This window comes from Bradyrhizobium sp. CCBAU 45394, from assembly GCF_028128655.1.
Taxonomy (GTDB): domain Bacteria; phylum Pseudomonadota; class Alphaproteobacteria; order Rhizobiales; family Xanthobacteraceae; genus Bradyrhizobium; species Bradyrhizobium diazoefficiens.
In genome coordinates this window covers 18,329-41,626 of the sequence record NZ_LBIX01000156.1, presented here as the reverse complement: position 1 = coordinate 41,626, position 23,298 = coordinate 18,329, and the positions used below count along the sequence as shown (strand labels likewise).

Annotated in this window: 22 protein-coding genes, 1 tRNA gene and 1 pseudogene; 14 read left to right on the top strand and 10 right to left on the bottom strand. The window is 63.1% G+C overall.

Annotated features, from left to right (window positions below; translation table 11 throughout):
- Positions 1-461: 461 nt before the first annotated feature.
- From WN73_RS17510 to WN73_RS17490, 5 genes and pseudogenes are all read right to left on the bottom strand, one after another.
- Complete coding sequence (locus tag WN73_RS17510; RefSeq protein ID WP_271553975.1) at positions 462-1,577, bottom strand: hypothetical protein; 1,116 nt, start codon at positions 1,575-1,577, stop codon at positions 462-464.
- The gene (locus WN73_RS17505; RefSeq protein ID WP_271553974.1) at positions 1,561-2,988 is read right to left on the bottom strand and encodes a DEAD/DEAH box helicase family protein; all 1,428 of its coding nucleotides are present in this window, start codon (positions 2,986-2,988) and stop codon (positions 1,561-1,563) included. The genes WN73_RS17510 and WN73_RS17505 overlap by 17 nt, the downstream gene beginning before the upstream one ends.
- A gap of 171 nt (positions 2,989-3,159) precedes the next feature.
- A pseudogene (locus WN73_RS17500) lies at positions 3,160-3,601 on the bottom strand (PIN domain-containing protein).
- Positions 3,602-3,774: 173 nt separating this feature from the next.
- Complete coding sequence (locus WN73_RS17495; protein WP_271553973.1) at positions 3,775-4,575, bottom strand: hypothetical protein; 801 nt, start codon at positions 4,573-4,575, stop codon at positions 3,775-3,777.
- On the bottom strand, positions 4,565-6,109 hold the full coding sequence (locus WN73_RS17490; protein WP_271553972.1) for a hypothetical protein: 1,545 nt from the start codon (positions 6,107-6,109) through the stop codon (positions 4,565-4,567). Before WN73_RS17490 ends, WN73_RS17495 begins: the two co-directional genes overlap by 11 nt.
- 265 nt (positions 6,110-6,374) lie before the next feature.
- Here WN73_RS17490 and WN73_RS17485 point away from each other — a divergent pair, with 265 nt between their 5' ends.
- Positions 6,375-6,512, top strand: a complete 138-nt coding sequence (locus WN73_RS17485; RefSeq protein WP_271553971.1) for a hypothetical protein — start codon at positions 6,375-6,377, stop codon at positions 6,510-6,512.
- 281 nt (positions 6,513-6,793) lie between these two features.
- Here the strand turns inward: WN73_RS17485 and WN73_RS17480 are convergent.
- Both WN73_RS17480 and WN73_RS17475 read right to left on the bottom strand, forming a co-directional pair.
- Positions 6,794-6,870 (bottom strand) — tRNA-Arg (locus WN73_RS17480).
- Positions 6,871-7,134: 264 nt separating this feature from the next.
- Positions 7,135-8,634 carry a sensor histidine kinase gene (locus WN73_RS17475; protein ID WP_028175987.1) on the bottom strand — a complete coding sequence of 500 codons (1,500 nt, stop codon included), beginning with the start codon at positions 8,632-8,634 and terminating at the stop codon, positions 7,135-7,137.
- A gap of 379 nt (positions 8,635-9,013) precedes the next feature.
- Here WN73_RS17475 and rpmH point away from each other — a divergent pair, with 379 nt between their 5' ends.
- The 11 genes from rpmH to dapE all read left to right on the top strand — a co-directional run bounded on the left by rpmH (position 9,014) and on the right by dapE (position 18,789).
- Entirely contained in the window at positions 9,014-9,148 is a 135-nt protein-coding gene (rpmH, locus tag WN73_RS17470; RefSeq protein ID WP_008542748.1) for a 50S ribosomal protein L34, read from the top strand.
- Positions 9,149-9,175: 27 nt separating this feature from the next.
- A complete protein-coding gene (gene rnpA / locus WN73_RS17465) occupies positions 9,176-9,574 on the top strand; it encodes a ribonuclease P protein component (RefSeq protein WP_271553970.1) in 399 nt (132 codons plus the stop codon).
- Positions 9,575-9,591: 17 nt separating this feature from the next.
- Positions 9,592-11,439, top strand: coding sequence for a membrane protein insertase YidC (yidC, locus tag WN73_RS17460; protein ID WP_038966085.1), 1,848 nt, complete (start codon positions 9,592-9,594; stop codon positions 11,437-11,439).
- Positions 11,440-11,551: 112 nt separating this feature from the next.
- Positions 11,552-12,205, top strand: a complete 654-nt coding sequence (yihA, locus tag WN73_RS17455; protein ID WP_011090821.1) for a ribosome biogenesis GTP-binding protein YihA/YsxC — start codon at positions 11,552-11,554, stop codon at positions 12,203-12,205.
- Entirely contained in the window at positions 12,205-12,570 is a 366-nt protein-coding gene (locus WN73_RS17450) for a DUF423 domain-containing protein (protein WP_038966082.1), read from the top strand. The genes yihA and WN73_RS17450 overlap by 1 nt, the downstream gene beginning before the upstream one ends.
- Before the next feature lie 108 nt (positions 12,571-12,678).
- Positions 12,679-13,566: an acetylglutamate kinase gene (gene argB, locus WN73_RS17445; RefSeq protein ID WP_011090823.1), complete on the top strand. Its 888-nt coding sequence runs from the start codon at positions 12,679-12,681 to the stop codon at positions 13,564-13,566.
- Positions 13,567-13,748: 182 nt separating this feature from the next.
- A complete protein-coding gene (locus WN73_RS17440; protein WP_028175983.1) occupies positions 13,749-14,735 on the top strand; it encodes a DUF1036 domain-containing protein in 987 nt (328 codons plus the stop codon).
- Between the two features lie 190 nt (positions 14,736-14,925).
- Entirely contained in the window at positions 14,926-15,618 is a 693-nt protein-coding gene (locus WN73_RS17435) for a pyrimidine 5'-nucleotidase (protein ID WP_271553969.1), read from the top strand.
- 254 nt (positions 15,619-15,872) lie between these two features.
- Entirely contained in the window at positions 15,873-16,718 is an 846-nt protein-coding gene (gene dapD / locus WN73_RS17430; RefSeq protein ID WP_011090826.1) for a 2,3,4,5-tetrahydropyridine-2,6-dicarboxylate N-succinyltransferase, read from the top strand.
- Between the two features lie 254 nt (positions 16,719-16,972).
- On the top strand, positions 16,973-17,626 hold the full coding sequence (locus WN73_RS17425) for a DUF805 domain-containing protein (protein ID WP_271553968.1): 654 nt from the start codon (positions 16,973-16,975) through the stop codon (positions 17,624-17,626).
- Positions 17,623-18,789: a succinyl-diaminopimelate desuccinylase gene (gene dapE, locus WN73_RS17420; protein ID WP_028175979.1), complete on the top strand. Its 1,167-nt coding sequence runs from the start codon at positions 17,623-17,625 to the stop codon at positions 18,787-18,789. Before WN73_RS17425 ends, dapE begins: the two co-directional genes overlap by 4 nt.
- A gap of 170 nt (positions 18,790-18,959) precedes the next feature.
- Here the strand turns inward: dapE and truA are convergent, their stop codons facing one another.
- The 3 genes from truA to def form a co-directional block, all read right to left on the bottom strand.
- Positions 18,960-19,697, bottom strand: a complete 738-nt coding sequence (gene truA / locus WN73_RS17415) for a tRNA pseudouridine(38-40) synthase TruA (RefSeq protein WP_028175978.1) — start codon at positions 19,695-19,697, stop codon at positions 18,960-18,962.
- A gap of 120 nt (positions 19,698-19,817) precedes the next feature.
- On the bottom strand, positions 19,818-20,753 hold the full coding sequence (gene fmt / locus WN73_RS17410; RefSeq protein WP_028175977.1) for a methionyl-tRNA formyltransferase: 936 nt from the start codon (positions 20,751-20,753) through the stop codon (positions 19,818-19,820).
- 143 nt (positions 20,754-20,896) lie between these two features.
- Positions 20,897-21,421 carry a peptide deformylase gene (gene def / locus WN73_RS17405; RefSeq protein WP_011090831.1) on the bottom strand — a complete coding sequence of 175 codons (525 nt, stop codon included), beginning with the start codon at positions 21,419-21,421 and terminating at the stop codon, positions 20,897-20,899.
- 171 nt (positions 21,422-21,592) lie between these two features.
- Here def and WN73_RS17400 point away from each other — a divergent pair, with 171 nt between their 5' ends.
- Both WN73_RS17400 and WN73_RS17395 read left to right on the top strand, forming a co-directional pair.
- On the top strand, positions 21,593-22,795 hold the full coding sequence (locus WN73_RS17400) for a DNA recombination protein RmuC (protein WP_028175976.1): 1,203 nt from the start codon (positions 21,593-21,595) through the stop codon (positions 22,793-22,795).
- 133 nt (positions 22,796-22,928) lie between these two features.
- On the top strand, positions 22,929-23,231 hold the full coding sequence (locus WN73_RS17395; protein ID WP_028175975.1) for a GIY-YIG nuclease family protein: 303 nt from the start codon (positions 22,929-22,931) through the stop codon (positions 23,229-23,231).
- Positions 23,232-23,298 lie beyond the last annotated feature (67 nt).

Here is a 23,298-nt window from a genome sequence, read left to right as displayed (position 1 = left end):
GCACGACGACTCGTCCACTCGCGAAGCTTCTCCGTCGAGAGGCCCGTTAGTCGTGAGGCGACCGGAGTGGCAACTAACCGCAGGACCGCCTCCTCTCAAAATCGGGTACAATACCCGACCTTCTTAAAAAAACGGGTATCATACCCGACTTCTCGGGTAAAGTGTGTTGCCCAGTGAGGCGGTGAGAAGTCGGCCTTGCATCCTACCCAGCGGACCAATCCAGCAAGCTGAGAGCCGGCGGGTTCGCTGTGAAAGGTCAGCCACATGGGGATGCGCGTCGGCGCGACCGGCCATAAGCCAGAACCAGCCATGTCGTGATGACCACGATCGGCCATGGCAACTGACATGCCTCTTGGGTTGCGCCGCTCAAGTGCTTCCTCTGGGACCTGGTTCGCCAAAGGCCCCTTTCGAGCGCGAAGATTCTAGGCGCAACAATCCAGTGTCTAGACGCAATTACGCGGCTAGGCCCCCTTCGTCATTTTGCCGAACGGCTTGAGGAAACTAGCCTTGATCCCTTCAGGCTTCAGACATGCCTTCACAAGTGCAGATTCGCATCGTTCTCGCAGAGCGTCCGATTTTCCAGAACTGGACACTAGTTCGAGCAGAACTCCTCGCAGAGCGCCCACTAGTTTCGTGATCTCATCGAGACGCAGGGCGAAGCTGCCCACGGGCGTCGCCTTAGCGTCGGCAACCGCCTCAGGGAGCGCCGAGACGCGAAGCGCAGCGCGGCCTGGATAGGCATTCTTGAACCAATGCTCGGCTTCCAAGAGCTGGGCATGGTCTTTTTTGTACAGAGGATTGCCTTCTTCCTTCTCGCTTTTCGCCTCGATCACGAAGTCGAAGGCGCCATCTGTTCTCCAGAGAACGTCGGGGCCGACGCCATGGATCTTCTCGGGCCTTTCCGCTTCAAAGCCAAGGAACGCGCCGAGGTTAGCAAGAGCTTCCTCGTACCGGCTGGCCGAGGCCTCCGGCACTAGCTCGGCCACCGCTTCGTCGAATTCGGCGATCATGGCGCCGCGTTGATCGTACTCGAGCATGCGGCTGACGATCGCTGCCGACTGCCTGCCCGGGACCGGACGCGGCACGTAGGCAGGCCTGATCTTCGGCGGCGAATGATTGTTGTTGACCGTGTAAGCGCTCGTTTGAAGTTTCTGACCGCGACTTTCGTCTTCCATTTGATAGGCAATACGTGCAGTTAACGCGCAGAGCCAGGCCCGACGCTCCGCGTCGTCAGCAAGCTCTTTATCGGCGATCAGCTTCTCCAGAGTCTGGATAGCGTTTTCGAACTGTCCGAGTCGCTGTTGGCGAAAAGCACGCCTTTCGATGCCGGCGACCTTGAGCGCCAGCTTATCGACCGGGGCCGCATGCGCCGCATCGGCCAATTCAGACGCGTGATAAGCGACCCAATCGGGATCACGATTCAGGCATTTCAATATAGTCTGGCCGACTTCTTGAGAGTTTCCAACTGCTTCGCTGACCTCCTGACCCATCTTGAGTTGAACGCGCGTACTCGCGGTCAAATGCGCCAGATTGTTTTTGCGGCCGATCCAGGCAACGAGCTTACTGCCGATCAGCATAACAACGCAGTGATCGCCGCCTCCACGCGCCGCGACCAATACCCTGCTCGATCCGTTGGGCTAGCAGGGATGCGACGGCGGAATCGGCAACGACATTCATTCGGAAAACGTCGTAGTTCGAGGAGCCCTGTGGAAGATTGTCCATCACGAGGAAACGGCACGAGTCGCCCGCGAGGTCTATCCCGTCATACCGGTTGGCAAGGACGATGGGGCCGAAAGATGAACCTGACTGCATCTCCGCGATTCGCTCCGTGACCGCCTTTGTCGTCTCTGGATAGGTCGCCACATCCGTCCAGGTTTTTGCCACAGGGCCTGACGGCGCGAGAATTGCGACGCCTTTCTTGTGTTGCGCAAGCCAGGTCGAAATGCCTTTGACCATCGGAGTGATGGCAGCGCCCCCAAGCTTCATTAGCTCCGGGACGAGGATCATTCGCTCGCCGACGCCGGCGAGTGACGTCGATGTGATGGGCTTGGCGACGGCCTCCGGCGAAGCGCCGAATGTGCGCACGATCTCGCTGTCGTCGGCGATCGTGGCGGACATGTAGATACGGCGCGGACAATCTTCAAAGGTGGGAACAAGATCGACAGGGGGGAAAATCGGTGTGATCGCCACAGCAGTGCGGCTGAAGAGGCAATGGCAGAACGCGAGATTGTCGCGCAGGAACGGCCAGACATAGGGATCGATCCCGTCAACACGTTGCGAGAGGTAGTGCTGCACTTCCGGGAGTTTGCGGTTCCATGCCCAGCTTGGCACCTCGACCACGCCATAATCTTTGCCGTTCGTAATGTCGGAGAAGGTGCCGCTGCGCCCAACATCACGAAAGGCAACACGAAATCGCCCGGCGAGGTCGGCATAGACGTCGGCATGATCCTTCACTGGAATGGTCAGAGTGAAGGCTTCGCGGACCGAGGTCAGGGCAACATGCGCATCGTCAAGGACAATGGCGCCGACTTTGACCGGCGGCCGTCCGTCCCCGCGGACACCAAACTTGCTGCGGCCGGTAAACAGTGTTTCATAGGCGCCGACGAGCACGCTCTTGCCATCATAGAAGTCGGCGGGCAGCGGCTGCCCCTTCGTGTAGGGCTGCGCCGAGATACCGTACTCACGACTCTTGGCAAGGACCTGGCCGACGAGTTGGTTTGTCGGCGCTAAGTAAAGCACCGGTTCGCCGATCTCGTTCATCACTGATTGCGCCATCAGCAGCGCGACAAGCGTTTTGCCGCCGCCTGTGTGGAGTTTGACGACGACATCCTGCTCGTTCCGGCGCGCGAACCAGTTGTCGAGCACCTCTGCCTGGCTGGCGTAGAGATCGTTGATCCCTGGAGGCTTGGGCAGGGCATTAAAGATTTCGCGCGGGTTGATGGGCTTTGGCTTCGCCTTGCTTTCCCGCAGCTTCTTAAAGTCGACCATTCAGCCCCCCTGCCGCGTATGCGGTCTGTATGAATTATTTCCCGTCGAGAAGACCCTCGGCTCTGGATATAACCCGCGATCGTCTTGGCCGCCATGATGTCGGCGAATACGAGGCGCTCGAACTCGGTACCGCTGAATCCTTGAAGTGAAGCCGGACCGTTCGAGCTAACGTCACCTGCCTACCTGCTGGCTTCCAGAGCTACGGAGCGGATTGATGATCTGAACGTCCTCGAAGTCCTTTTCATTGTCGGTTAGGATAATCATTGGCTTCAGCTACAGCGGCAATATTGTGTCCAGCGCAATTCGCAAACCGCCTTGGGCTTTGGAGTTGGCCGTGAGCCGCGCCCACACGCGGCCAGCTTTCTCGTCGGACGATAGGACTCCCGGCGAACAGCGCTTGCGGACCTTTCCGGGTGCGCGAACCAAGTTTCAAGGCTGCTGCGCCTCTTTCCCTTCGGTTTCTCTAAGAGCCTCGGCGGATTTCGGCGACTGTGAGCGAAGCAATGAAGAGGTCATCGTCTTTCTGCGCCCTCATCAGAGCCAATAGCGTGTCTGGTGGATCCCGCTTTATGATGTTCCTGATGATATTGGTATCAAGGTGGTAGCGCGTCACAGATCGACCTTGCACCGCTCGTCTCGCGGACGGCTGAGGTCGAGATCGGCGCCGACCATAGATGAGCGACGCGAAGCTCGTCGCCGAGAAACTGGCAACACTTCAGCGGGAAAATCAGGTTTTCCTCGAGAATTTGCAGTCGCGGGATACTTTCGCGGTGCCTAGTGCGCTTTTTACTTGGTCCGGTTCTTTTCGGCCGCGATGCGAACCTTAGGCCAATCTTCTCCGAACGTAACGAACGAGAGCGACTGCTCCTTCGTCAACTCCTCCACAGGGAGGATCAGATTTTCGCGGGTATTGCGACCAACGATGAACCCCGACAATGCTCCGGATTTCGATATGACCGGGGCGCCGACACTTTGCTTGTTCGCAAATGGACGACCACGAGAGGTGGCGAGGCCACAATACGGGAGGAGGAGATCCTCTTCCTTCCCATCTTTGATCCGCACTTTGAAGAGCTCCCCGGTCAAGCGGCCGAGCTTGTTGTTTTTTGCTCTGGTTATCTGATTGCGACGAGAACCCGAGGCGATCGGAAGAACTTCTTCCGCATTGACGCGTCTAATCCGGAAATTCGGCCGATCCCACAGATTGTTGCGGAAGTCACGGACCGTAACCATCTTCTCAGACGACTGGACGGGATCGTTGAAAAGCGGGGATGCCTCGAGCTGGACCGCCTGGAAACCGATGTCGGGAGACTTGGCACCCAGCACTTCGACGACCGGTACGAAGTGCCCCACCCGTACGTTAGAACGCCCCGACCCACGGACCAGCTCGCAAAGGCCGGAATGAACCTTGCCGACCCGGGAATGCGGCGTCATGAGTGCGAATACCGCCGGTCCTTTTCGGACCAAAGCGGACAGCATCATCTTGGCGTCCCTCTTGCCGTCGATCCGAACCTTCACCAGCGTGCCTATGCGCAAGGCATTCGAGCTCACGCTCGACGGTTCGCGCAGCCCCCTCAGCTCAGTCTTCATAGTCGATGTCTCTCGTAGTGTCGGGCTCGCCCAGCTCCACCAGAACAGGCCCAACCATCAACGGAAATAGATCGAAGCTTTCGGCTCGTTTAGTATCAGTTGGAGGTAAATTTACTTTGATGGGCTCGCCCTCGATGTTCATCCGCGTGAGGCGAACGTTCGAGAAATCCAGATCGTAGGCCCGGGAAATCGAATGGAGCGAACGCTCGAGCGAATCCACCAGCACTTTCATGCTGAGGGCCGCCTTTCCTACTCCTTTACGCGTCCACCCGTATTTCGCGGAGTCGTACCCAGGCAGTATGGCCGCATCGAGATGCGCGAAGGACAGCTCCCCAAGACGGGCCAGATCGGCGTCATCGAGGATACGTGCCGCAGCCGGTGGGGCACCGTGCCGCACCATCACTTTCGCGAACCGCGTCGTCGGAGGCTCAATGCATTCGGAACCGCCGGCGTCCGGCACCATGGTCGCGCGGTTATCGACGGTCCGAAGGCTGCCCTTCACGTGGGTCACGCAAGCGGACGGACCATTGCTGAAATGGGAAAGGAGAAGCTTGTTGATGGGTGCGGCCGAAAAAGAATAGGCACTATTGCTCTCGTGCAATAGCGTGATAGCAGGCGCTGGATTGCGCTTTATGAAAGGCCTGATCTCTTCCGCATCTTCTTCTTCGAGATGTACGGCCGAGTAGAACGGGCACAGATCCTGGCTGTCTTTTGTGCCGGGGATGACGCGTGCCCGCCGCTCGTCTTCGATAGCCTTCACATCCGCCTTCATCGGCTTTTTCGATAGCCGGGCCGCGAGAATGTGCGCCGCCCTGGTCACGTCCTTGCCGAGTATCGGGGAAAGCGCGTCGATGAGGCCGCCGTCGCCCGATCCGCTAATCATGAACTCCCTACCGCTCTCGATGATCGATGAGGGCGACCAATAGGGAGGGGTCTGCAGTTCGCCGAACTGCCTTTCGGCTGCGAAGCCCGTAGCAAGGACGCAGATATCGGCCTTTAATACTGTCCTCTTGGCGTCCGCGAGCATGATCTCGATCGGATTAGCCCTACGATCGATAGCGTCCACTTCCGCGTGGATGAATGCAACGTGCTTGGCGAACCCCTCTTCCCATTCCTTCTTGAGCGCGTCGACGACTTCCGTGACCGGCGCCTGTGCCCAGTTCATGAACGGCAATTCGGTGGCTGGTGTTGGCTCCTGAAAGGGCCAAAAGATGATGTTCGGATGGAGCTCGCGATGCGTCGCGTTCGCGTAATGCCTGAAGTCGACCACCTCCTTGTCGACGATGGTGACGCCGGCTCCCAGGCTGCGGAAGGCGGCCGCGATGGTTCTGCCAGCCACGCCTGCCCCAACGATGCACACGCTGCGATGACCGGGGGCAAGATGCCGATCTGAAATCTCTGCCGCCAGCGCAAGCGCCCGTAACTGCTGCGAGTAGAAGTTCTGCTGCGGCAAATACGGATTAAACACGAAGAGGTGGTCAGTAAGTCTGCACGCCTCGTAAACGTGCGCGCTGCGTTCTGGGTCGATCGGCATGCTTCTTCGATGCTGGCACTAGTACCGCCGCCCAGGCGAGCGACGATTGATAAAAATGAAGTTTTGAAATAGGTAGACGATGACTGTCACGGCACAGGTGCATGCCGCGTCCTCAGGAATAGCGATGGCCGTCTCCGTCCCCGAAGACACGCGCCCACCCCGTTCGATTGGCCCGTGACAAGATAGTAACAACTGCCAGTTGCGTAAAGCGGTTTGTTGGTTTCAAGGCCCGAATAAGGCAGATGCGTACACACGAGGGATTCGGATGCGTGAAGCCAATGTCTCCTCGATCTCGCCTTATTCAATGGCCGCGCTTGAGGATGTCGCCGAGCTTGGGCGCGACGCGCTCGTCGAAGTCCAGCAAGCGCACCCACTTGTCAGCCGCTCGCCGACTTTCTTGTGATGCGGATTGGAATCCTTGCCGCCCAGCTGCGTCGATTAGAACAGTAACCGCGCGCCGCGTATCTCGACGTACTCGAGTGATCTCGAGACGCGGGCCTCGAATGCGCAAGGCTCCGGGACTGCGGCTGCGCGCCACTGTTCATCTCGACGCTGATTTTATCGAAGACCAGTGTGGCCGACCATCCGAACACTTCCCCAGACTAAAACCCAGACTAAAAGGGAATTTTAATCTGGGCTACTCCCAAAGGATCCGCAAAATGATCGCCTGATCAAAGGGTTAGATGGCGCGCCCGGAACGATTCGAACGTCCGACCCTCAGATTCGTAGTCTGATGCTCTATCCAGCTGAGCTACGGGCGCGTTTTTCGCGGACAGTGCGGGCTGGGCCCGCAGGCAGCCTCCGGACAGCGCCGGAGGGGTGCGAAAGAGCGCTCTGACTAACCGCTCTTGTCCCGATTGGCAAGGTCCGGGATGGGGAGATTTTGTAGAGAAATGACGACTTCGCCCGGGTCATTCCGGGCTCGCCAAGCGAGACGTGCGGAATCTCGGCCCCAAACCTCTGGATTCCGGGTTCGGCGCTTTGCGCCGCCCCGGAATGACGCCGTTGCTCGGCCGCTGACCGACTTACGCCCGCGCCCGTTCGTTGCGGATGGAGAGCAGTTCCACGGGACGGTCGGGGATGACGATCCGGAAGGTGGCGCCGATGGTGCCTTCGACCAGGTGGATGTCGCCGCCATGGGCACGGACGAGCTCGGCGGCGATGGCCAAACCAAGCCCGCTGCCGCCGGGACGGCCCGATGTCTGGAACGCCTCGAACAGATGGTCCCGGGTCTTCTGGGGGACGCCGGGACCCGTGTCGGAGACCTCCAGGATGGCGACGGCGCCCTCGCGCTTGCCCGTGATCCGGATCTGCTGCGCGCCGCCGTCGCCGGAGGAATGACTTTCCAGCGCCTGGGCGGCGTTGCGGACGAGGTTGAGCAGCACGCGGAACAGCTGGTCGGGGTCGGCATCGACCGCGAGCCCGCGCTCGATCGCGGCGACCCAGGCGATCGAGGCATCGCTGGCAAGGCCGGCGGTCTCGCGCACCTCGAGCACGACAGGCTCGATCAGGATCATGCGGCGGTCGGGCGAGGCCTCCTGGGCGCGGCCGTAGGACAGCGTCGACTGGCAGAAGGCGATGGCGCGCTCGAGCGAACGCACGAGCTTGGGCGCAAAGCGCTGCACCCGCGGATCCGGCACGCTGGCAAGCTGGTCCGACAAAAGCTGCGCCGACGCCAGCAGATTGCGCAGATCGTGGTTGATCTTGGAGACGGCGAGGCCGAGGGCGGCAAGCCGGCTCTTCTGATGCAGCATCGACATCAAATCGCGCTGCATGTCCGACAATTCGCGTTCGGCGACCCCGATCTCGTCGCTGCGCTGGCTCGGCACGATGATCCGCGCCGAGCTCTCGGGGTTTTCGTGGAAGCCGACCAGGCTCGCGGTGAGCCGCCGCATCGGCCGCACGAAGAGATAGTGGAGCGCGAGATAGACGAGGCCCGCGGTCAAGACCCCGATGATCAGCGCGACCACGACGACATTGCGGGAGAAGCGGTACATCGACTGCCGCAGCGGCAATTCGTCGGTCACGATCTCGACGAACTGGGCGTTGCCGACGCCGGGGCCGACGATGCGGATGGCCTGGTTGCCGGTCTCCAGCATCATCTGGATCGAGCCGGTGATCGCCTCCCATACGGTCATGTCGCGGAGATCAACGTCGTGCTCGATCGCGGCGGGCAAATTGTCGCTGGCGAGCAGCCGGCGCTGCTGGCCCATCTTGATGGCGACGGCGCGGGCATTGATGCTTTTCAGGATCTCGCGCGACAGCGAATCGGGAACCATGCCGAGCGGGGCGGCGTCGAGCACCAGCGCCGCCGTGTTGGCGGCGGCCACGCGGTCGTTCAGCCGGTTGACCCAGAAGTTGGCGATGGCGGGCACGTAGAGCAGGATGGCCGCGATCATCACCAGGGGGACCGTGAGCAGCAGCAGCTTGCCTGACAGCCCCAAGCCGGCAGGCCCACGCGGCCGCATCGCCGGCGGGTCCCGCTGATCCGTATCCTGGATCGGCTGGAGGTCTGTCGCTGCCACGAAATTCGTCCTCACTGACTTGGCCCGACTGAGTTGGCCGGTGAACGATCTGGCGGAGGAAGGATGCGGCCCGCCCCCGGTCCGGTCAAATTACGGATCGCTAATCTCCCAAGGTGGGATGTAGGCGCTGATAAGGCGAGTCGCCACCTCAACGATTAAAAACCCCGCACAATCAGCGATATTCAGCGCAATCCTGCGCTCTCGCGGCGTTGACGAAAAGGGAGCGCTCGCATATAAGCCGCCCGAATTGTCCGCGATGACCCGGTGTGACGCCGGGAGCGGCTCTCTTGGGGCCGAAAAAGGGCCCGTTTTGGGCCGCATCGTTGGGACTTTACCATCAATTCTACAGGCAAATTGCCCGGTCAGCGGAGAAAAACCCGTGAAGCGGACTTATCAACCCAGCAAACTGGTGCGCAAGCGCCGTCACGGTTTCCGTGCCCGTCTCGCCACTGCCGGCGGCCGCAAGGTTCTCGCCGCCCGCCGCGCCCGCGGCCGCAAGCGTCTGAGCGCCTGAGCCAGACCCCCTTTTTGGGATTTCATCATGGATCGGCTGAGGCAGCGGGCGGATTTCCTCGCCGTTGCCAATGGCGCGCGGGTGAATAGTCCCGCGTTCGTCCTGCAAAGCCGCCCCCGCGACGACAGCGGCCCGATCAGAATCGGCTTCACCGTCACCAAAAAGAACGGCAACGCCCCCGAGCGCAATCGCATCCGGCGCCGGCTTCGCGAACTCGTGAAGCGGCTCGAGCCGGTGTTAATGCAGCCCCATCATGATTATGTGCTGGTCGGCCGAAGGGACGCGTTGTCGCGCCCCTTCGCCACCATGCTCAACGATCTGCGCATAGCGTTCTCGAAGCCCGCGCGGCATACGGCCAAGGAACAGTCAAAGGGACGCGGCCAGAGGCCCGGCACCGCTCCTGCTGCCAGCCGCAAAACGGATTGATGACGAGACATTAGATGATGACCGACAATCGCAATACCATCCTCGCCGTCATTCTATCGGGCCTCGTGCTGATCGCCTGGCAGTATTTCTACAACGTGCCGGCGATGGAGAAGCAGCGCGCCCAGCAGCAGGCGCAGGCCGAGCTCCAGAAGACCACGCCGCAGCCGACGGCCTCCGCGACGCCGGGGGCCACGCCGCAATCCGGCGGTGCCGCGCAGCCGTCAACGCCGGCAGCAGGCCAGCAGGCTCAGCCGGTCGTTGCCCGCGACGCCGCGATTGCGGCCAGCCCGCGCGTGAAGATCGACACGCCGCGGATCGCCGGCAGCATCTCGCTGAAGGGCGGCCGCATCGACGATGTCGCGCTGGTGCAGTATCGCGAAACGGTCGATCCGAAGTCGCCGCCGATCGTCCTGTATTCGCCCTCGGGCACCGCTGAGCCCTATTACGCCGAGTTCGGCTGGGTGCCGGCCACGGGCGTGACGGCGAAACTGCCGGACGCGCAGACCCTCTGGCAGCAGGACGGCAGCGGCAGCCTGACACCGACGACGCCGGCGGTGCTGAAATGGGACAATGGCGAGGGCCTCACCTTCCGCCGCACCATCTCGGTCGACGACCACTATCTCTTCACCATCAAGGACGAGGTGAGCAATGTCGGCAACGCGCCGGTCACGCTCTATCCGTTCGCGCTGATCTCGCGTCACGGCACGCCGCAGGTTTCCGGCTACTACATCCTGCATGAAGGCCTGATCGGCTATCTCGATGGCTTGCAGGAATACGCCTACAAGAAGATCGACGAAGCCAAGTCGGTGAACTTCAAGGCCACCAATGGCTGGCTCGGCATGACCGACAAGTACTGGGCCTCGGCGCTGCTGCCGGACACCAGTGCCCAGCTCCAGGCGCGCTTCTCGTCGAACCCGGTCGGCAACGTCCACACCTACCAGACCGACTATCTGCTCGATCCCGTCACCGTCGCGATCGGCGGCAGTGCGACGGCGAATGCGCGGCTGTTTGCCGGCGCCAAGGAAGCCGGCGTGGTCGGCATCAACTTCCCGCTCGCCGGCCACGGCGGCTACAACAAGGAACTCAACCTCAACCATTTCGACCTGTTGATCGACTGGGGCTGGTTCTACTTCATCACCAAGCCGATGTTCCTCGGCCTCGACTTCTTCTACCGCTTCTTCGGCAATTTCGGCATCTCGATCCTGCTCGTGACCGTGATCGTGAAGCTCTTGTTCTTCCCGCTGGCAAACAAGTCCTACGCCTCGATGGCGAAGATGAAGTCGATCCAGCCGCAGCTTCAGGCGCTGAAGGAGCGCTACCCTGACGACAAGGTGAAGCAGCAGCAGGAGATGATGGAGATCTACCGCAAGGAGAAGATCAATCCGGTCGCCGGCTGTCTTCCCGTCGTGATCCAGATCCCGGTGTTCTTCTCGCTCTACAAGGTGCTGTTCGTCACCATCGAGATGCGGCAGGCGCCGTTCTACGGCTGGATCAAGGACCTCTCCGCGCCGGATCCGACCAATCTGTTCAACCTGTTCGGGCTGATCCCGCTCGATCCGACCACGATTCCGGTGTTCGGCCACTACCTCGCGCTCGGCATCTGGCCGATCATCATGGGCATCACGATGTGGTTCCAGATGAAGCTGAACCCGACGCCGCCGGATCCGACCCAGCAGATGATCTTCAACTGGATGCCGCTGATCTTCACCTTCATGCTGGCGGGCTTCCCGGCGGGCCTCGTGATCTACTGGGCCTGGAACAACACGCTCTCGGTGCTCCAGCAGAGCTTCATCATGCGCCGCAACGGCGTGAAGGTGGAGCTGTTCGACAATCTCAAGGCGACGTTCGCGAGGAAGGCGACGTAAGTCACCCACTCCGTCATTCCGGGATGGTGCGAAGCACCAGACCCGGAATCTCGAGATTTCGGATTCGATGCTTCGCGTCGCTCCGGAATGACCGCGAAACAAAGAGCTTCGCATGACCGACGACAAAGATGCGAAGCTGATCGAGGCCGGGCGAAAGCTGTTCGCGCGCGACTGGCAGTTCATCTGGGCCTCGCCCTCGATCCAGACGCTGCCGCCGATGGACGGGGTGGAGATCGCCTTTGCCGGCCGCTCCAATGTCGGCAAGTCGAGCCTGATCAACGCGCTCACCGGTCGCAACGCGCTGGCGCGCACCTCGCACACGCCGGGCCGCACCCAGGAGCTGATCTTCTTCGAGGTCCCCGGAAAGAAAGACCTGCGCCTCGTCGACATGCCCGGCTATGGCTACGCCAAGGCACCGAAGAGCCAGGTCGCGTCCTGGACCGAGCTGATTCATAAATTCCTGCTGGGGCGCGCCAGCCTCGCGCGCGTCTATGTGCTGATCGACGCGCGGCACGGCCTGAAGGACGTCGATCTCGAGATCCTCGGGACGCTCGACCGCTCCGCCGTCAGCTACCAGATCGTGCTGACCAAGGCCGACCAGGTGAAGCCCTCCGAGCTTGCCTCGCGCATTGCCGAGACCGAGGCCGCGCTGGCCAAGCATCCGGCCGCGTTCCCGAACGTGCTCGCGACCTCGTCGCGGAGCGCGACGGGCATGGCCGAGCTGCGCGCCGCGATGGCGAAGCTGCTGGAAGAGCGGAGCTCGTGATGGCCGCGCATCGCCTGTTGATTGGGCTTGCCGGCTTGATGGGCGCCGCCGGCGTCGCGCTGGCCGCCGCCTCCGCCCATGGCGGCGACGCGAGCCGGCTTGCCTCCGCCAGCGCCATGCTGCTGTTTCATGCAACTGCCATACTTGCGACGGTCGCGCTGCTCGCGCGCGGCCTTCTGCACGGCGGAATTGGCCTCATTGCCGCGTGCGGCTTCGTAGGCGGCGCCGCGCTGTTCGCGGGCGATCTCACCTTGCGGCAATTTGCCGGGCACTCGCTGTTTCCCTACGCGGCGCCGACCGGTGGGACGGTGATGATCTTGAGCTGGCTGGCGGTGACGCTGGCGGCCGTGGTGGCGCAGAAATAGCGCTCGATCTTCCCCTCCCCTGGAGGGTAAGAACCAACACCCACTTTGCGCTGCCCCCGCCAATCGGATAGAACGCGGCCCGACAGTCCCGCCAGCGAGATCCGCCTCATGACCGACATCTCCCCGCTCGACCAGGCCCGCATCCTGTCCGAAGCGCTGCCGCACATGCAGCAGTATGACGAGGAAACCATCGTCATCAAATATGGCGGCCATGCCATGGGCGACGAGGAGACCGCGAAGAACTTTGCCCGCGACATCGTGCTGCTGGAGCAGACCGCGATCAACCCGGTGGTCGTGCATGGCGGCGGGCCGCAGATCGCGACCATGCTCAAGCGCCTCGGCATCCAGTCGGAATTCGCCGCCGGCCTGCGCATCACCGATGCCGCGACCATCGAGATCGTGGAGATGGTGCTGGCCGGCTCCGTCAACAAGCAGATCGTCGGCTATATCAACGAGGCCGGCGGCAAGGCCGTGGGACTATCCGGCAAGGACGCCAACATGGTGAAGGCGTCGAAGACGACGCGCACCATCGTCGATCCGGGCTCGAACATCGAGAAGGCGATCGATCTCGGCTTCGTCGGCGACCCCGAGAAGGTCGACCTCACGCTGCTCAACCAGCTGATCGGCTACGAGCTGATCCCGGTGCTGGCGCCGCTCGCAACCTCCAAGGAAGGCCAGACGCTGAACGTCAACGCCGACACCTTTGCCGGTGCCGTCGCGGGCGCGCTGAAGGCCAAGCGCCTGTTGCTGCTCACCGACGTGCCGGGTGTGCTCGACAAGTCGAAGAAGCTGATCCCGCAATTGTCCGTGAAAGACGCGCGAAAACTGATCGCCGACGGCACCATTTCCGGCGGCATGATCCCCAAGGTCGAGACCTGCATCTACGCGCTCGAACAGGGCGTCGAGGGCGTCGTCATCATCGACGGCAAGATGCAGCACGCGGTGCTGCTGGAGCTGTTCACCAACCAGGGCACGGGAACGCTGATACATAAGTGAGGCGCGAGCGAACAAAGAGCGGCGTCATGGCCGGGCAACAGCGCGAAGCGCGTCTTCGCGAAAATGTCCCGGCCATCCACGATCTTTCGCCCCGCGCCAAGAACGTGGATGCCCGGGACAAGCCCGGGCATGACGAGCCGAGAGAGCGACGGCATCGTCGCTCGGTCGTGACCCGTTTCCTGATGACGCTGCCGGCTGCGGCCGTGTCATTCGTCTTCTCCTCCGCCCCCGCCTTCGCCGACCTCAAGATCTGCAACCGCATGTCCTATGTCGTCGAGGCCGCGATCGGCATCGACGACAAGGCGGCGACCGCGACGCGCGGCTGGTTCAGGATCGATCCCGCCACCTGCCGCGTGGTGGTGCAGGGCACGCTGACCGCCGACCGCATCCTGCTCAATGCCCGCGCGCTCGGCGTCTATGGCGCCTCGCCGATCCCGCAGAACGGCAACGACATGCTGTGCGTCGCCCAGGACAATTTCGTCATTGCGGCCGCGCGGCAATGCCGCAGCGGCCAGACGCAAGTCCCCTTCACGCAGGTGACGCCGACGCAAGGCGACGACGGCAATCTGGTGACGTATCTCGCCGAGGATTCCGAATATGACGACGAGCAGGCGCGCCTCGCCGGCATCCAGCGGCTGCTGGTGATCATCGGCTATGACGTCGGCGCGATCGACGGTGTCGACGGACCGAAGACGCAAGCAGCGCTGGCTGCGTTCCTGAAGAGCCGCGGGCTGCCGTCCGACGCCGTGTCGTCGCCAAATTTCTTCAAGACCATGGTCGACGCGACGCAGACGCCGTCGCCGAGCGGCCTGACCTGGTGCAACGACACCCCGCACAAGGTGATGGCGGCGATCGCCACCGACGACGGCAAGTCGGTGACGAGCCGAGGCTGGTACCGCATCGACCCCGGCAAATGCCTGCACCCCGACGTGAGCGGCCAGCCGAAGCAGATCTTCAGCTTCGCGGAAGCCGTCGATGCCGACAACCGCGCCGTCAAGCTGAAGGACAAGCCGCTGAACTGGGGCGGCGAGAAGCAGCTCTGCACGCGCGAGACCAAGTTCGAGACCGTTGAGCAGACCGATTGCGGCGCGCGCGGGTTTGCGGCGACGGGTTTTGGCGCGGTCGACATGTCGAGCGGCGGCAGGACGCTGCGGTTTGCTATGCCGTGATGTGATGATGGCGCTACACATTGCGCCGTCGTCCTGGCGAAACCCAGGACCCATTGCCCCAGGATCGGGTTTGGCGAAGAACGACGACCAGATTGCCCCAATGATCGGTCGCGGAGTATGGGTCCTGGCTTTCGTCAGGACGACGATTGAGGGCGGGGCCGCGGCCTCGGTCAACGGATAGAGAGTTGCAATGAACCCACCCCGCGCCTTCACCCATGTCGACACCTGGGTGTTCGACCTCGACAACACGCTGTATCCGCATCACGTCAATCTGTGGCAGCAGGTCGATACGCGGATCGGCGAGTTCGTGTGCAACTGGCTGAACGTCAGCCCTGAGGAAGCGCGCCATATCCAGAAGGACTACTACCGACGCTTCGGCACCACCATGCGCGGCATGATGACCCTGCACGGCGTGCGTGCCGACGACTATCTCGCCTATGTGCACAAGATCGACCATTCGCCGCTGGAGCCGAATCCGGCGCTCGGCGCGGCCATCGCAAAACTGCCGGGACGCAAGCTGATCCTGACCAACGGCTCGGTCGACCATGTCGGTGCGGTGCTGGCGCGGCTCGGCCTCGCCACCCATTTCGACGGCGTGTTCGACATCATCGCGGCCGAGTTCGAGCCCAAGCCGGCCCCGCAAACCTACCGGAAATTCCTCGGCGACCATGCCGTCGATCCCAGCCGCGCCGCGATGTTCGAGGACCTCGCCCGCAACCTCACCGTCCCGCACGAGCTCGGCATGACCACCGTGCTGGTGGTGCCCGACGGCACCAAGGAAGTGGTGCGCGAGGACTGGGAACTGGAGGGCCGCGACGCCGCCCATGTCGACCACGTCACGGATGATCTGGCGGGGTTTTTGGCGGGGTTGTCGCCTCACTGACCGCCGTCGTCCTGGCGAAAGCCAGGACCCATTACCCCAGGGGGAGGTTGCGGCGCGAGACTGACAACCACGAGTCGTCGTTAAACTCCTCGCTGGGGTAATGGGTCCGGGATCGCCGCTCCGCTTCGCTGCGCTGGTCCAGGACGACGGTGGGGGATGGAGGACGACAGCGGAGTATGCCTTGACTCTCCGCTGCCAAATCCCGAAAAAGCGCCCCAATCCGTCAAAATTCCCGTTCCGAAGAGGAAATCCCGATGTCCCTGTCCGCCCTCGAATCCACCATCAACAGCGCCTTCGATGCGCGTGACGGCATCTCGACCTCGACCAAGGGCGAGGTGCGCGAGGCCGTGGACCAGGTGCTGGAGACTCTGGACAAGGGCGAGGCACGCGTTGCCGAGCGCGGGGCCGACGGCAAGTGGAAGGTCAATCAGTGGCTGAAGAAGGCCGTGCTGCTGTCCTTCCGCCTCAACGACATGGGCGTCATTCCCGGCGGTCCGGGCCAGGCGACCTGGTGGGACAAGGTGCCCTCGAAGTTCGAAGGCTGGGGCGAGAACCGTTTTCGCGATGCCGGCTTTCGCGCGGTGCCGGGCGCGGTGGTGCGCCGCTCGGCGTTCATCGCCAAGAACGTCGTGCTGATGCCGTCCTTCGTCAATCTCGGCGCCTACGTCGATGAGAGCACGATGGTCGACACCTGGGCCACCGTCGGCTCCTGCGCGCAGATCGGCAAGCGCGTGCACATCTCCGGCGGCGCCGGCATCGGCGGCGTGCTCGAGCCGCTGCAGGCCGAGCCCGTGATCATCGAGGACGATTGCTTCATCGGCGCGCGCTCCGAGGTCGCCGAAGGCGTGATCGTGCGCAAGGGCGCGGTGCTGGCCATGGGCGTGTTCCTGGGCGCCTCGACCAAGATCGTCGACCGCGACACCGGCGAGGTCTTCATCGGCGAAGTGCCTGAATATTCGGTCGTCGTGCCCGGCGCGCTGCCCGGCAAGCCGATGAAGAACGGCCATATCGGCCCGAGCACCGCCTGCGCCGTGATCGTCAAGCGCGTCGACGAGCGCACGCGGTCGAAGACCAGCATCAACGAGCTGCTGCGGGATTAAGACTCTCTCCTCCCCCTGTCCCCGTTCTTACGGGGAGAGGGTTGGGGTGAGGGCCTCTCTCCACGGATGAGATTGCCGTGAGACCTGTACCCCCTCACCCGGATCGCTCCGGACGATGCTTCGCATCGCCGAGGCGATCCGACCTCTCCCCGCAGGCGGGGAGAGGTGAAGAGCCCCTTGCGGCACCTATCGAACCCTCCCTCCCTCCATCGCGACCAATTCCCGGACGGCCTCCGCCGCCCGGAACCTTCGCCATGGACTGGACCTGGTACCTCTTCCGCTTCGACGGCCGCATCAACCGCGCCCTGCTGTGGCAGGCGCTGCTGATCGTCGCGCTGCTGGCGGGCTTGCTGGAGATCGTCGGTCAAGTCATCGGGATCCTCGGAGGGACCAGATCCACCTTGAAGCTCGCCATCGACCTCGATTTCGACTTCGGTCTCGACGACCTGTTCAAGCTGGTCGATCCCCGAGCCTCCCGCTCGCTGGCATCCGCCGATCGCGCGACCTCGATCCTCAAGGCGTCCTGCATGGCGCTGTTCTTCTGGATTTATCTCGCGACTACGATCAAGCGACTGCACGATCGCGACAGGAGCGGCTGGTGGATCGTTCCGTTCTTCGTCGTGCCCGGCCTGTTCAGCCAGTTCGCGGACCTGCTGCCCAACTCAAACTGGATGCTTCCGCTCAGCCTGGCCGCCTCGCTCCTGTGGCTGTGGGGCCTCGTCGAAATGTTCTGCCGGCCCGGCACCTCGGGCCACAACCGGTTCGGCCCCGATCCGCTCATCGAGATCGAGGACAGTTCGGCATCGGCCGCGTCGCCTGCGCAAGGCTGGGACCAGAGCCGCGAGATCGAAATTGTCCCGCCCAGTGCTAGCCCACCCGGCGGCATGCATGTTAAGCGGGGCGCATGACCGATGCTCTCTCGATTGCCCGCGATCTCATCCGCTGCCCCTCGGTAACCCCGGCCGATGCCGGCGCACTCGGGGTGCTTGAAAACGCCCTCAACGCCGCCGGCTTCACCTGCCAGCGCGTGACGTTCAGCGAGCCCGGCACCGCCGACGTCGACAATCTCTATGCGCGGATCGGCAGCGAAGGGCCGCACATCACCTTCGCCGGCCACACCGACGTGGTGCCGGCTGGCGACGAGAGCGCCTGGAGCGTCGGCGCATTCTCCGGCGAGGTGAAGGACGGTTTTCTGCACGGCCGCGGCGCGGTCGACATGAAGGGCGGCATCGCCTGCTCGGTCGCAGCCGTGCTGGAGCATCTCGCCGCCAACGGCGGCAAGCCGCGCGGCGACGGCACGGGTTCGATCTCGTTCCTGATCACCGGCGACGAGGAAGACGTCTCCATCAACGGCACCATCAAACTTCTGAAGTGGGCCGCCGAGCGCGGCGAAACATTCGATCATTGCGTGCTGGGCGAGCCCTCCAATGTCGAGACGCTCGGCGACACCATCAAGGTCGGCCGACGCGGCTCGCAATCCGGCACGCTGTATGTCGACGGCGTGCAGGGCCATGTCGCCTATCCGCACCGCGCCTCCAATCCGGTGCCGGACATTTCGCGATTGATCGTGGCGATCTCCGACGAGCCGCTCGACCATGGCAGCGCGCAATTCCAGGCCTCCAATCTCGAATTCACCTCGGTCGACGTCGGCAACAAGGCCAACAACGTCATCCCCGGCGAGGCCCGCGCAAAATTCAACATCCGCTACAACGACAACCATACGCAAGCGAGCCTGCGCGAGCTGGTCGAGACGCGGCTGGCAAAGGCTTGCGGCAACCGCATCAAGGCTCGCATCGTCTGGGAGCCGTCGAACTCCAACGTGTTCGTGACCAAGCCGGGTCCGTTCACCGATCTCGCCGTGTCCGCGATCGAGGAGATCACGGGGCGGAAGCCGGAGCTGTCGACGAGCGGCGGCACCTCGGACGCGCGCTTCATCTCGAGCTACTGCCCGGTGATCGAGTTCGGTCTGGTGGGACAGACCATGCACCAGGTCGACGAGCGCGTGCCGGTGAAGGATCTGGAAAAGCTGACGAAGGTGTATCGGGGGATACTGACGCGGTATTTTGGGTGAGGCGATAGCGCCTCCTGGAATTCCGCTGTCATCGCCCGCGAAAGCGGGCGATCCAGTATTCCAGAGACAGCCGTGATTGAACCGAGAGGCCGCGGCGTACTGGATTCCCCGCCTTCGCGGGGAATGACAGTGGCGGGTGTCGCGAGAGTTTCCCGCCTCCCGTCTCTCTTCTAATAATCTACCTTCACCAGATACAACCCGTCCGGCGGCGCGACGATGCCGCAGGCGGCGCGGTTGCGGGCGGCCAGCGCTGCGGAAAGATCGTCCGCGGTCCAGCGGCCTTCGCCGACCCAGACCAGCGACCCCACCATCGAGCGCACCTGGCTGTGCAGGAACGAGCGCGCCGAGGTGATGATGGTGATCTCGCGCCCGTCGCGCAGCACGTCGAGTTGGTCGAGCGTCTTCTCCGGCGATTTGGCCTGGCACTCGGTGTCGCGAAAGGTCGTGAAATCGTGCTTGCCGAGCAGGCGCTGCGCGGCCGCATGCATCGCCTCGGCATCGAGCCGGCGCGGCACGCGCCAGGCGTGGCCGACGTCGAGGGCGAGATTGGCGCGGGTGTTGACGATGCGGTAGCGATAGTGGCGCTTCACGGCCGAGAAGCGCGCTTCAAAAGTATCGGGTACGATCTCGGCCTCGAGCACAGCGATCGGATGCGGCCGCAGATGCGCATTGAGCCCGTCGCGAAAGCGGCCCGGCGGAAACTGCTTCTCGATATCGACATGCGCGACCTGACCGCGCGCATGCACGCCGGCATCGGTGCGACCCGCGCCATGCACCCGCAGATCCGCACCGGTCATCGCCTTCACCGCCGCTTCCAGTGCGCCCTGCACCGACGGCAGCGTGTCCTGCACCTGCCAGCCGAAGAACGGCGCGCCGTCATATTCGATGGTGAGCTTGTAGCGGGGCATCGTTTCCAATTCTGCCGTCATCGCCCGGCTTGACCGGGCGATCCAGTACGCCGCGGCCTATCCGTTCGACCGAGAAGCCTCGGCGTACTGGATACCCCGCCTTCGCGGGGTATGACAGTGTCAGGTGAATTTGGCGCCCGCCTTCAGCGGCACACCACGCAAGAAGTCCGTGGCCTGCATCCGCGCCTTGCCTTCGCGCTGCAGCTCGATGATGCGGATCGCGCCCTCGCCGCAGGCGATGGTGAGCCGGTCGTCGAGCACCTCGCCCGGCGCGCCCGAGCCCTTGGCGAGCTCGCAGCGCAGGATTTTGACGCGCGCGTTCTCGCTGACGCCTGCGAGCTCGGCCCAGGCGCCGGGGAACGGCGACAGGCCGTGGATGTGGCGCAGCACCGCCCGTGCGGGCTTGGTCCAGTCGATCCGCGCCTCAGCCTTGTCGATCTTGGCCGCATAGGTGACGCCGTCCTCGCTCTGCTTCTTGAGCTGGAGCCCCCCGCGGTCGAGCGCGGCCATGGCGCGGACCATCAGGTCGGCGCCGAGGCGCGAGAGACGATCGTGCAGGTCGGCCGCGGTCATGGTGTCCGTGATCGCCAGCCGCTCGGCCATGGCGACATCGCCGGTGTCGAGGCCGACATCCATCTTCATCACCATCACGCCGCTTTCGGCATCATCAGCCATAATCGCGCGGTTGATCGGCGCGGCGCCGCGCCAGCGCGGCAAGAGCGAGGCGTGCAGATTGTAGCAGCCGAGCTTCGGCGCATCGAGGATGGCCTGCGGCAGGATCATGCCGTAGGCGACGACGACGGCGGCATCGGCGTCAAAGGCGCGAAATTCTTCCAGCGCCTCCTCTGTCTTCAGCGTCTTCGGCGTCAGCACGGGAACGCCGAGTCTTCGCGCGGCTTCCTCGACCGGGGTCGGCTGCAACTGCAGGCCGCGCCGCCCGCCCGGCTTCGGCGCGCGGGTATAGACGGCCACGATCTCATGGCCATGCGCGACGAGCTCGAGCAGCGTCGGCACGGAGAAATCGGGCGTGCCCATGAAGATCAGGCGAAGGGGCATCGGAAAAACCTGCGAGGAACGTGATCCAATTACGGTCATTCCGGGGCGGCTCGAAGAGCCGAACCCGGAATCTCGAGATTCTCAGGTGCGCAATTGCGCACCATAGTTCGATGCTGCGCATCGCCCCGGAATGACGGAGAACCTCACTCCGCGCGCTTGGCGGCTTTCTCGAACTTCTTCAGCACGCGGTCGCGCTTCAGCTTCGACAGATAGTCGACGAACAACACGCCGTTGAGGTGGTCGATCTCGTGCTGGATGCAGGTGGCGTAGAGGCCTTCGGCGTCCTCCTCGTGCACCTTGCCGTCGAGATCGGTGAAGCGCACGCGCACCTTCGCAGGCCGCTCGACCTCCTCGTAATATTCGGGGATCGACAGGCAGCCTTCCTCGTAGACCGACAATTCCTCGGACGAGGCGATGACTTCCGGATTGATGAAGACGCGCGGCTCCGGCTTGGTCTCGCCGTTCTCGTCGCGCTTGGCGAGGTCCATGGTGATCAGCCGCAGCGGCTGGGCGATCTGGATCGCCGCCAACCCGATGCCGGGCGCGTCGTACATGGTCTCGAACATGTCGTCGGCAAGCTTGCGGATCTCCGTCGTGACCTTCTCGATCGGCTTGGAGACCAGACGCAGCTGCTTGTCGGGCAGGATGATGATTTCTCTGAGGGCCATGGCGGGCGATTTAAGCCGGGCGCGACAAGCGGTCAATGAGGCCCGGAACGCGTTAACGATCCGCTAACCATAAAACTTCAGCTTTTGTTAACCATAAAAATTAACGGGGCATTTACCATAAATGTTCGCTATTCGTTCGTGCCAGCAGCCGAATCGGCTAGAAGGACAGGCATGAACGAGATCATTTTCGTGGCTGGCGACTGGCCGGTGCGCACGATCGACGCGCTGATCGGCTTCGGCGTCCTGGTCCTCATCCTGCTGGTTGTGATCGCCGTGGTCATTGCACGCTCGGGGCGGCGCGGGGCGGAACTCGCGATGGCCAATGCGATCCGCGCCGACGAGCTCGAGGAGCGCATCAGCCAGATGCTGCACGCCCAGAGCGAGGCTTCGGGCCGGGTCGATGCCATGACCCAGGCGCTGGCCGGCCGCCAGGCCGAGATGGCACGGGCGGTCAACGAGCGGCTGGATTCGGTCACCCATCGCGTCGGCCAGTCCATGGAGCACTCGACCCGCAACACCATGGAGAGCCTGCACGCCCTGCACGAGCGGCTCGGCATCATCGACAACGCGCACAAGAACCTCACCGACCTCACCACGCAGGTGACGACCTTGCGCGACGTGCTCGCCAACAAGCAGTCGCGCGGCGCCTTCGGCCAGGCCCGGATGGAGGCGATCGTCCAGGACGGCTTGCCGAAGGGCGCCTACGAGTTCCAGTTCACGCTCTCGACCGGCAAGCGGCCGGACTGCGTCGTGTTCCTGCCCGACCAGCGCCCGCTCTGCATCGATGCGAAGTTTCCGCTCGAGGCGATGACCGCGCTGCACGACGCCCGCACCGACGAGGAGAAGCGCATCGCCACGCAGCGGCTGCGCGGCGACGTGATGAAGCATGTCAGCGACATCGCGGAAAAATATCTCGTCACCGGCGAGACCCAGGAGATGGCACTGATGTTCGTGCCGTCGGAATCGGTCTACGCCGAGATCCATGACGGCTTCGACGACGTGATCCAGAAGGCCTATCGCGCCCGCGTCGTGCTGGTGTCGCCCTCGCTGCTGATGCTGGCGATCCAGGTGATGCAGCAGATCATGAAGGACGCGCGCATGCGCGATGCCGCCGACCAGATCCGCACCGAGGTCATCAAGCTCGGCGACGATCTCGGCCGCTTGCGCGACCGCGTGCTGAAGCTCCAGAAGCATTTTGCCGACGTGAACGAGGACGTCCGCCAGGTGCTGATCTCCGCCGACAAGATCGAGAAGCGCGCGGGGCGGATCGAGGAGCTGGATTTCAGCAAGGCGGACGCGCCCGCGGAGGGCCCGCACCTGGTGGCGACGGGCGCGGCCGAGTTGTTCCCGAGGAAGCTCCAGGCGGGGGAGTAGATTTTTTAGCACACTGTCATGCCCCGCGAAGGCGGGGCATCCAGTACGCCGTGACAGTCGTTGTTGAGCCGAAACGCCGCGGAGTACTGGATCGTCCGCCTTCGCGGACGATGACACCGGTGAGATGGTCTGTATGGGCGCACACCATTACTATGTGTATATCCTCGCCAGCAAGATCGGCGGCACGCTCTATATCGGCGTGACGAATGATCTCATCCGCCGCGTGGCGGAGCACAAGTCAAAGCTGATCGAGAGTTTCACAGAGAAATATGACGTCGCGAGGCTTGTCTATTTCGAGCAATTCGACGACCCCGAGAATGCGATCAAACGAGAGAAGCGGCTCAAGAAGTGGAACAGGGCCTGGAAGATCCGCTTGATCGAGCAGCACAACCCGAATTGGGATGATCTCTATCCTGAGATAGCCGGACCACCATGACACCGTCATGCCCCGTAACTGTCATGCCCCGCGAAGGCGGGGCATCCAGTATTCCGCGGCGGTCGTG

Bases quoted from the DNA above. Each gene is read 5' to 3' on its own strand.
- dapD (WP_011090826.1), top strand. From the start codon at position 15,873: ATGTCCCTGTCCGCCCTCGAATCCACCATCAACAGCGCCTTCGATGCG.
- WN73_RS17400 (WP_028175976.1), top strand. From the start codon at position 21,593: ATGAACGAGATCATTTTCGTGGCTGGCGACTGGCCGGTGCGCACGATC.
- argB (WP_011090823.1), top strand. From the start codon at position 12,679: ATGACCGACATCTCCCCGCTCGACCAGGCCCGCATCCTGTCCGAAGCG.
- def (WP_011090831.1), bottom strand. From the start codon at position 21,421: ATGGCCCTCAGAGAAATCATCATCCTGCCCGACAAGCAGCTGCGTCTG.
- yihA (WP_011090821.1), top strand. From the start codon at position 11,552: ATGACCGACGACAAAGATGCGAAGCTGATCGAGGCCGGGCGAAAGCTG.
- dapE (WP_028175979.1), top strand. From the start codon at position 17,623: ATGACCGATGCTCTCTCGATTGCCCGCGATCTCATCCGCTGCCCCTCG.
- WN73_RS17425 (WP_271553968.1), top strand. From the start codon at position 16,973: ATGGACTGGACCTGGTACCTCTTCCGCTTCGACGGCCGCATCAACCGC.
- WN73_RS17395 (WP_028175975.1), top strand. From the start codon at position 22,929: ATGGGCGCACACCATTACTATGTGTATATCCTCGCCAGCAAGATCGGC.
- WN73_RS17495 (WP_271553973.1), bottom strand. From the start codon at position 4,575: ATGAAGACTGAGCTGAGGGGGCTGCGCGAACCGTCGAGCGTGAGCTCG.
- WN73_RS17435 (WP_271553969.1), top strand. From the start codon at position 14,926: ATGAACCCACCCCGCGCCTTCACCCATGTCGACACCTGGGTGTTCGAC.
- truA (WP_028175978.1), bottom strand. From the start codon at position 19,697: ATGCCCCGCTACAAGCTCACCATCGAATATGACGGCGCGCCGTTCTTC.
- yidC (WP_038966085.1), top strand. From the start codon at position 9,592: ATGACCGACAATCGCAATACCATCCTCGCCGTCATTCTATCGGGCCTC.
- WN73_RS17490 (WP_271553972.1), bottom strand. From the start codon at position 6,109: ATGCCGATCGACCCAGAACGCAGCGCGCACGTTTACGAGGCGTGCAGA.
- WN73_RS17485 (WP_271553971.1), top strand. From the start codon at position 6,375: ATGCGTGAAGCCAATGTCTCCTCGATCTCGCCTTATTCAATGGCCGCG.
- WN73_RS17505 (WP_271553974.1), bottom strand. From the start codon at position 2,988: ATGGTCGACTTTAAGAAGCTGCGGGAAAGCAAGGCGAAGCCAAAGCCC.
- fmt (WP_028175977.1), bottom strand. From the start codon at position 20,753: ATGCCCCTTCGCCTGATCTTCATGGGCACGCCCGATTTCTCCGTGCCG.
- WN73_RS17440 (WP_028175983.1), top strand. From the start codon at position 13,749: ATGACGCTGCCGGCTGCGGCCGTGTCATTCGTCTTCTCCTCCGCCCCC.
- WN73_RS17510 (WP_271553975.1), bottom strand. From the start codon at position 1,577: ATGCTGATCGGCAGTAAGCTCGTTGCCTGGATCGGCCGCAAAAACAAT.
- rnpA (WP_271553970.1), top strand. From the start codon at position 9,176: ATGGATCGGCTGAGGCAGCGGGCGGATTTCCTCGCCGTTGCCAATGGC.
- WN73_RS17450 (WP_038966082.1), top strand. From the start codon at position 12,205: ATGGCCGCGCATCGCCTGTTGATTGGGCTTGCCGGCTTGATGGGCGCC.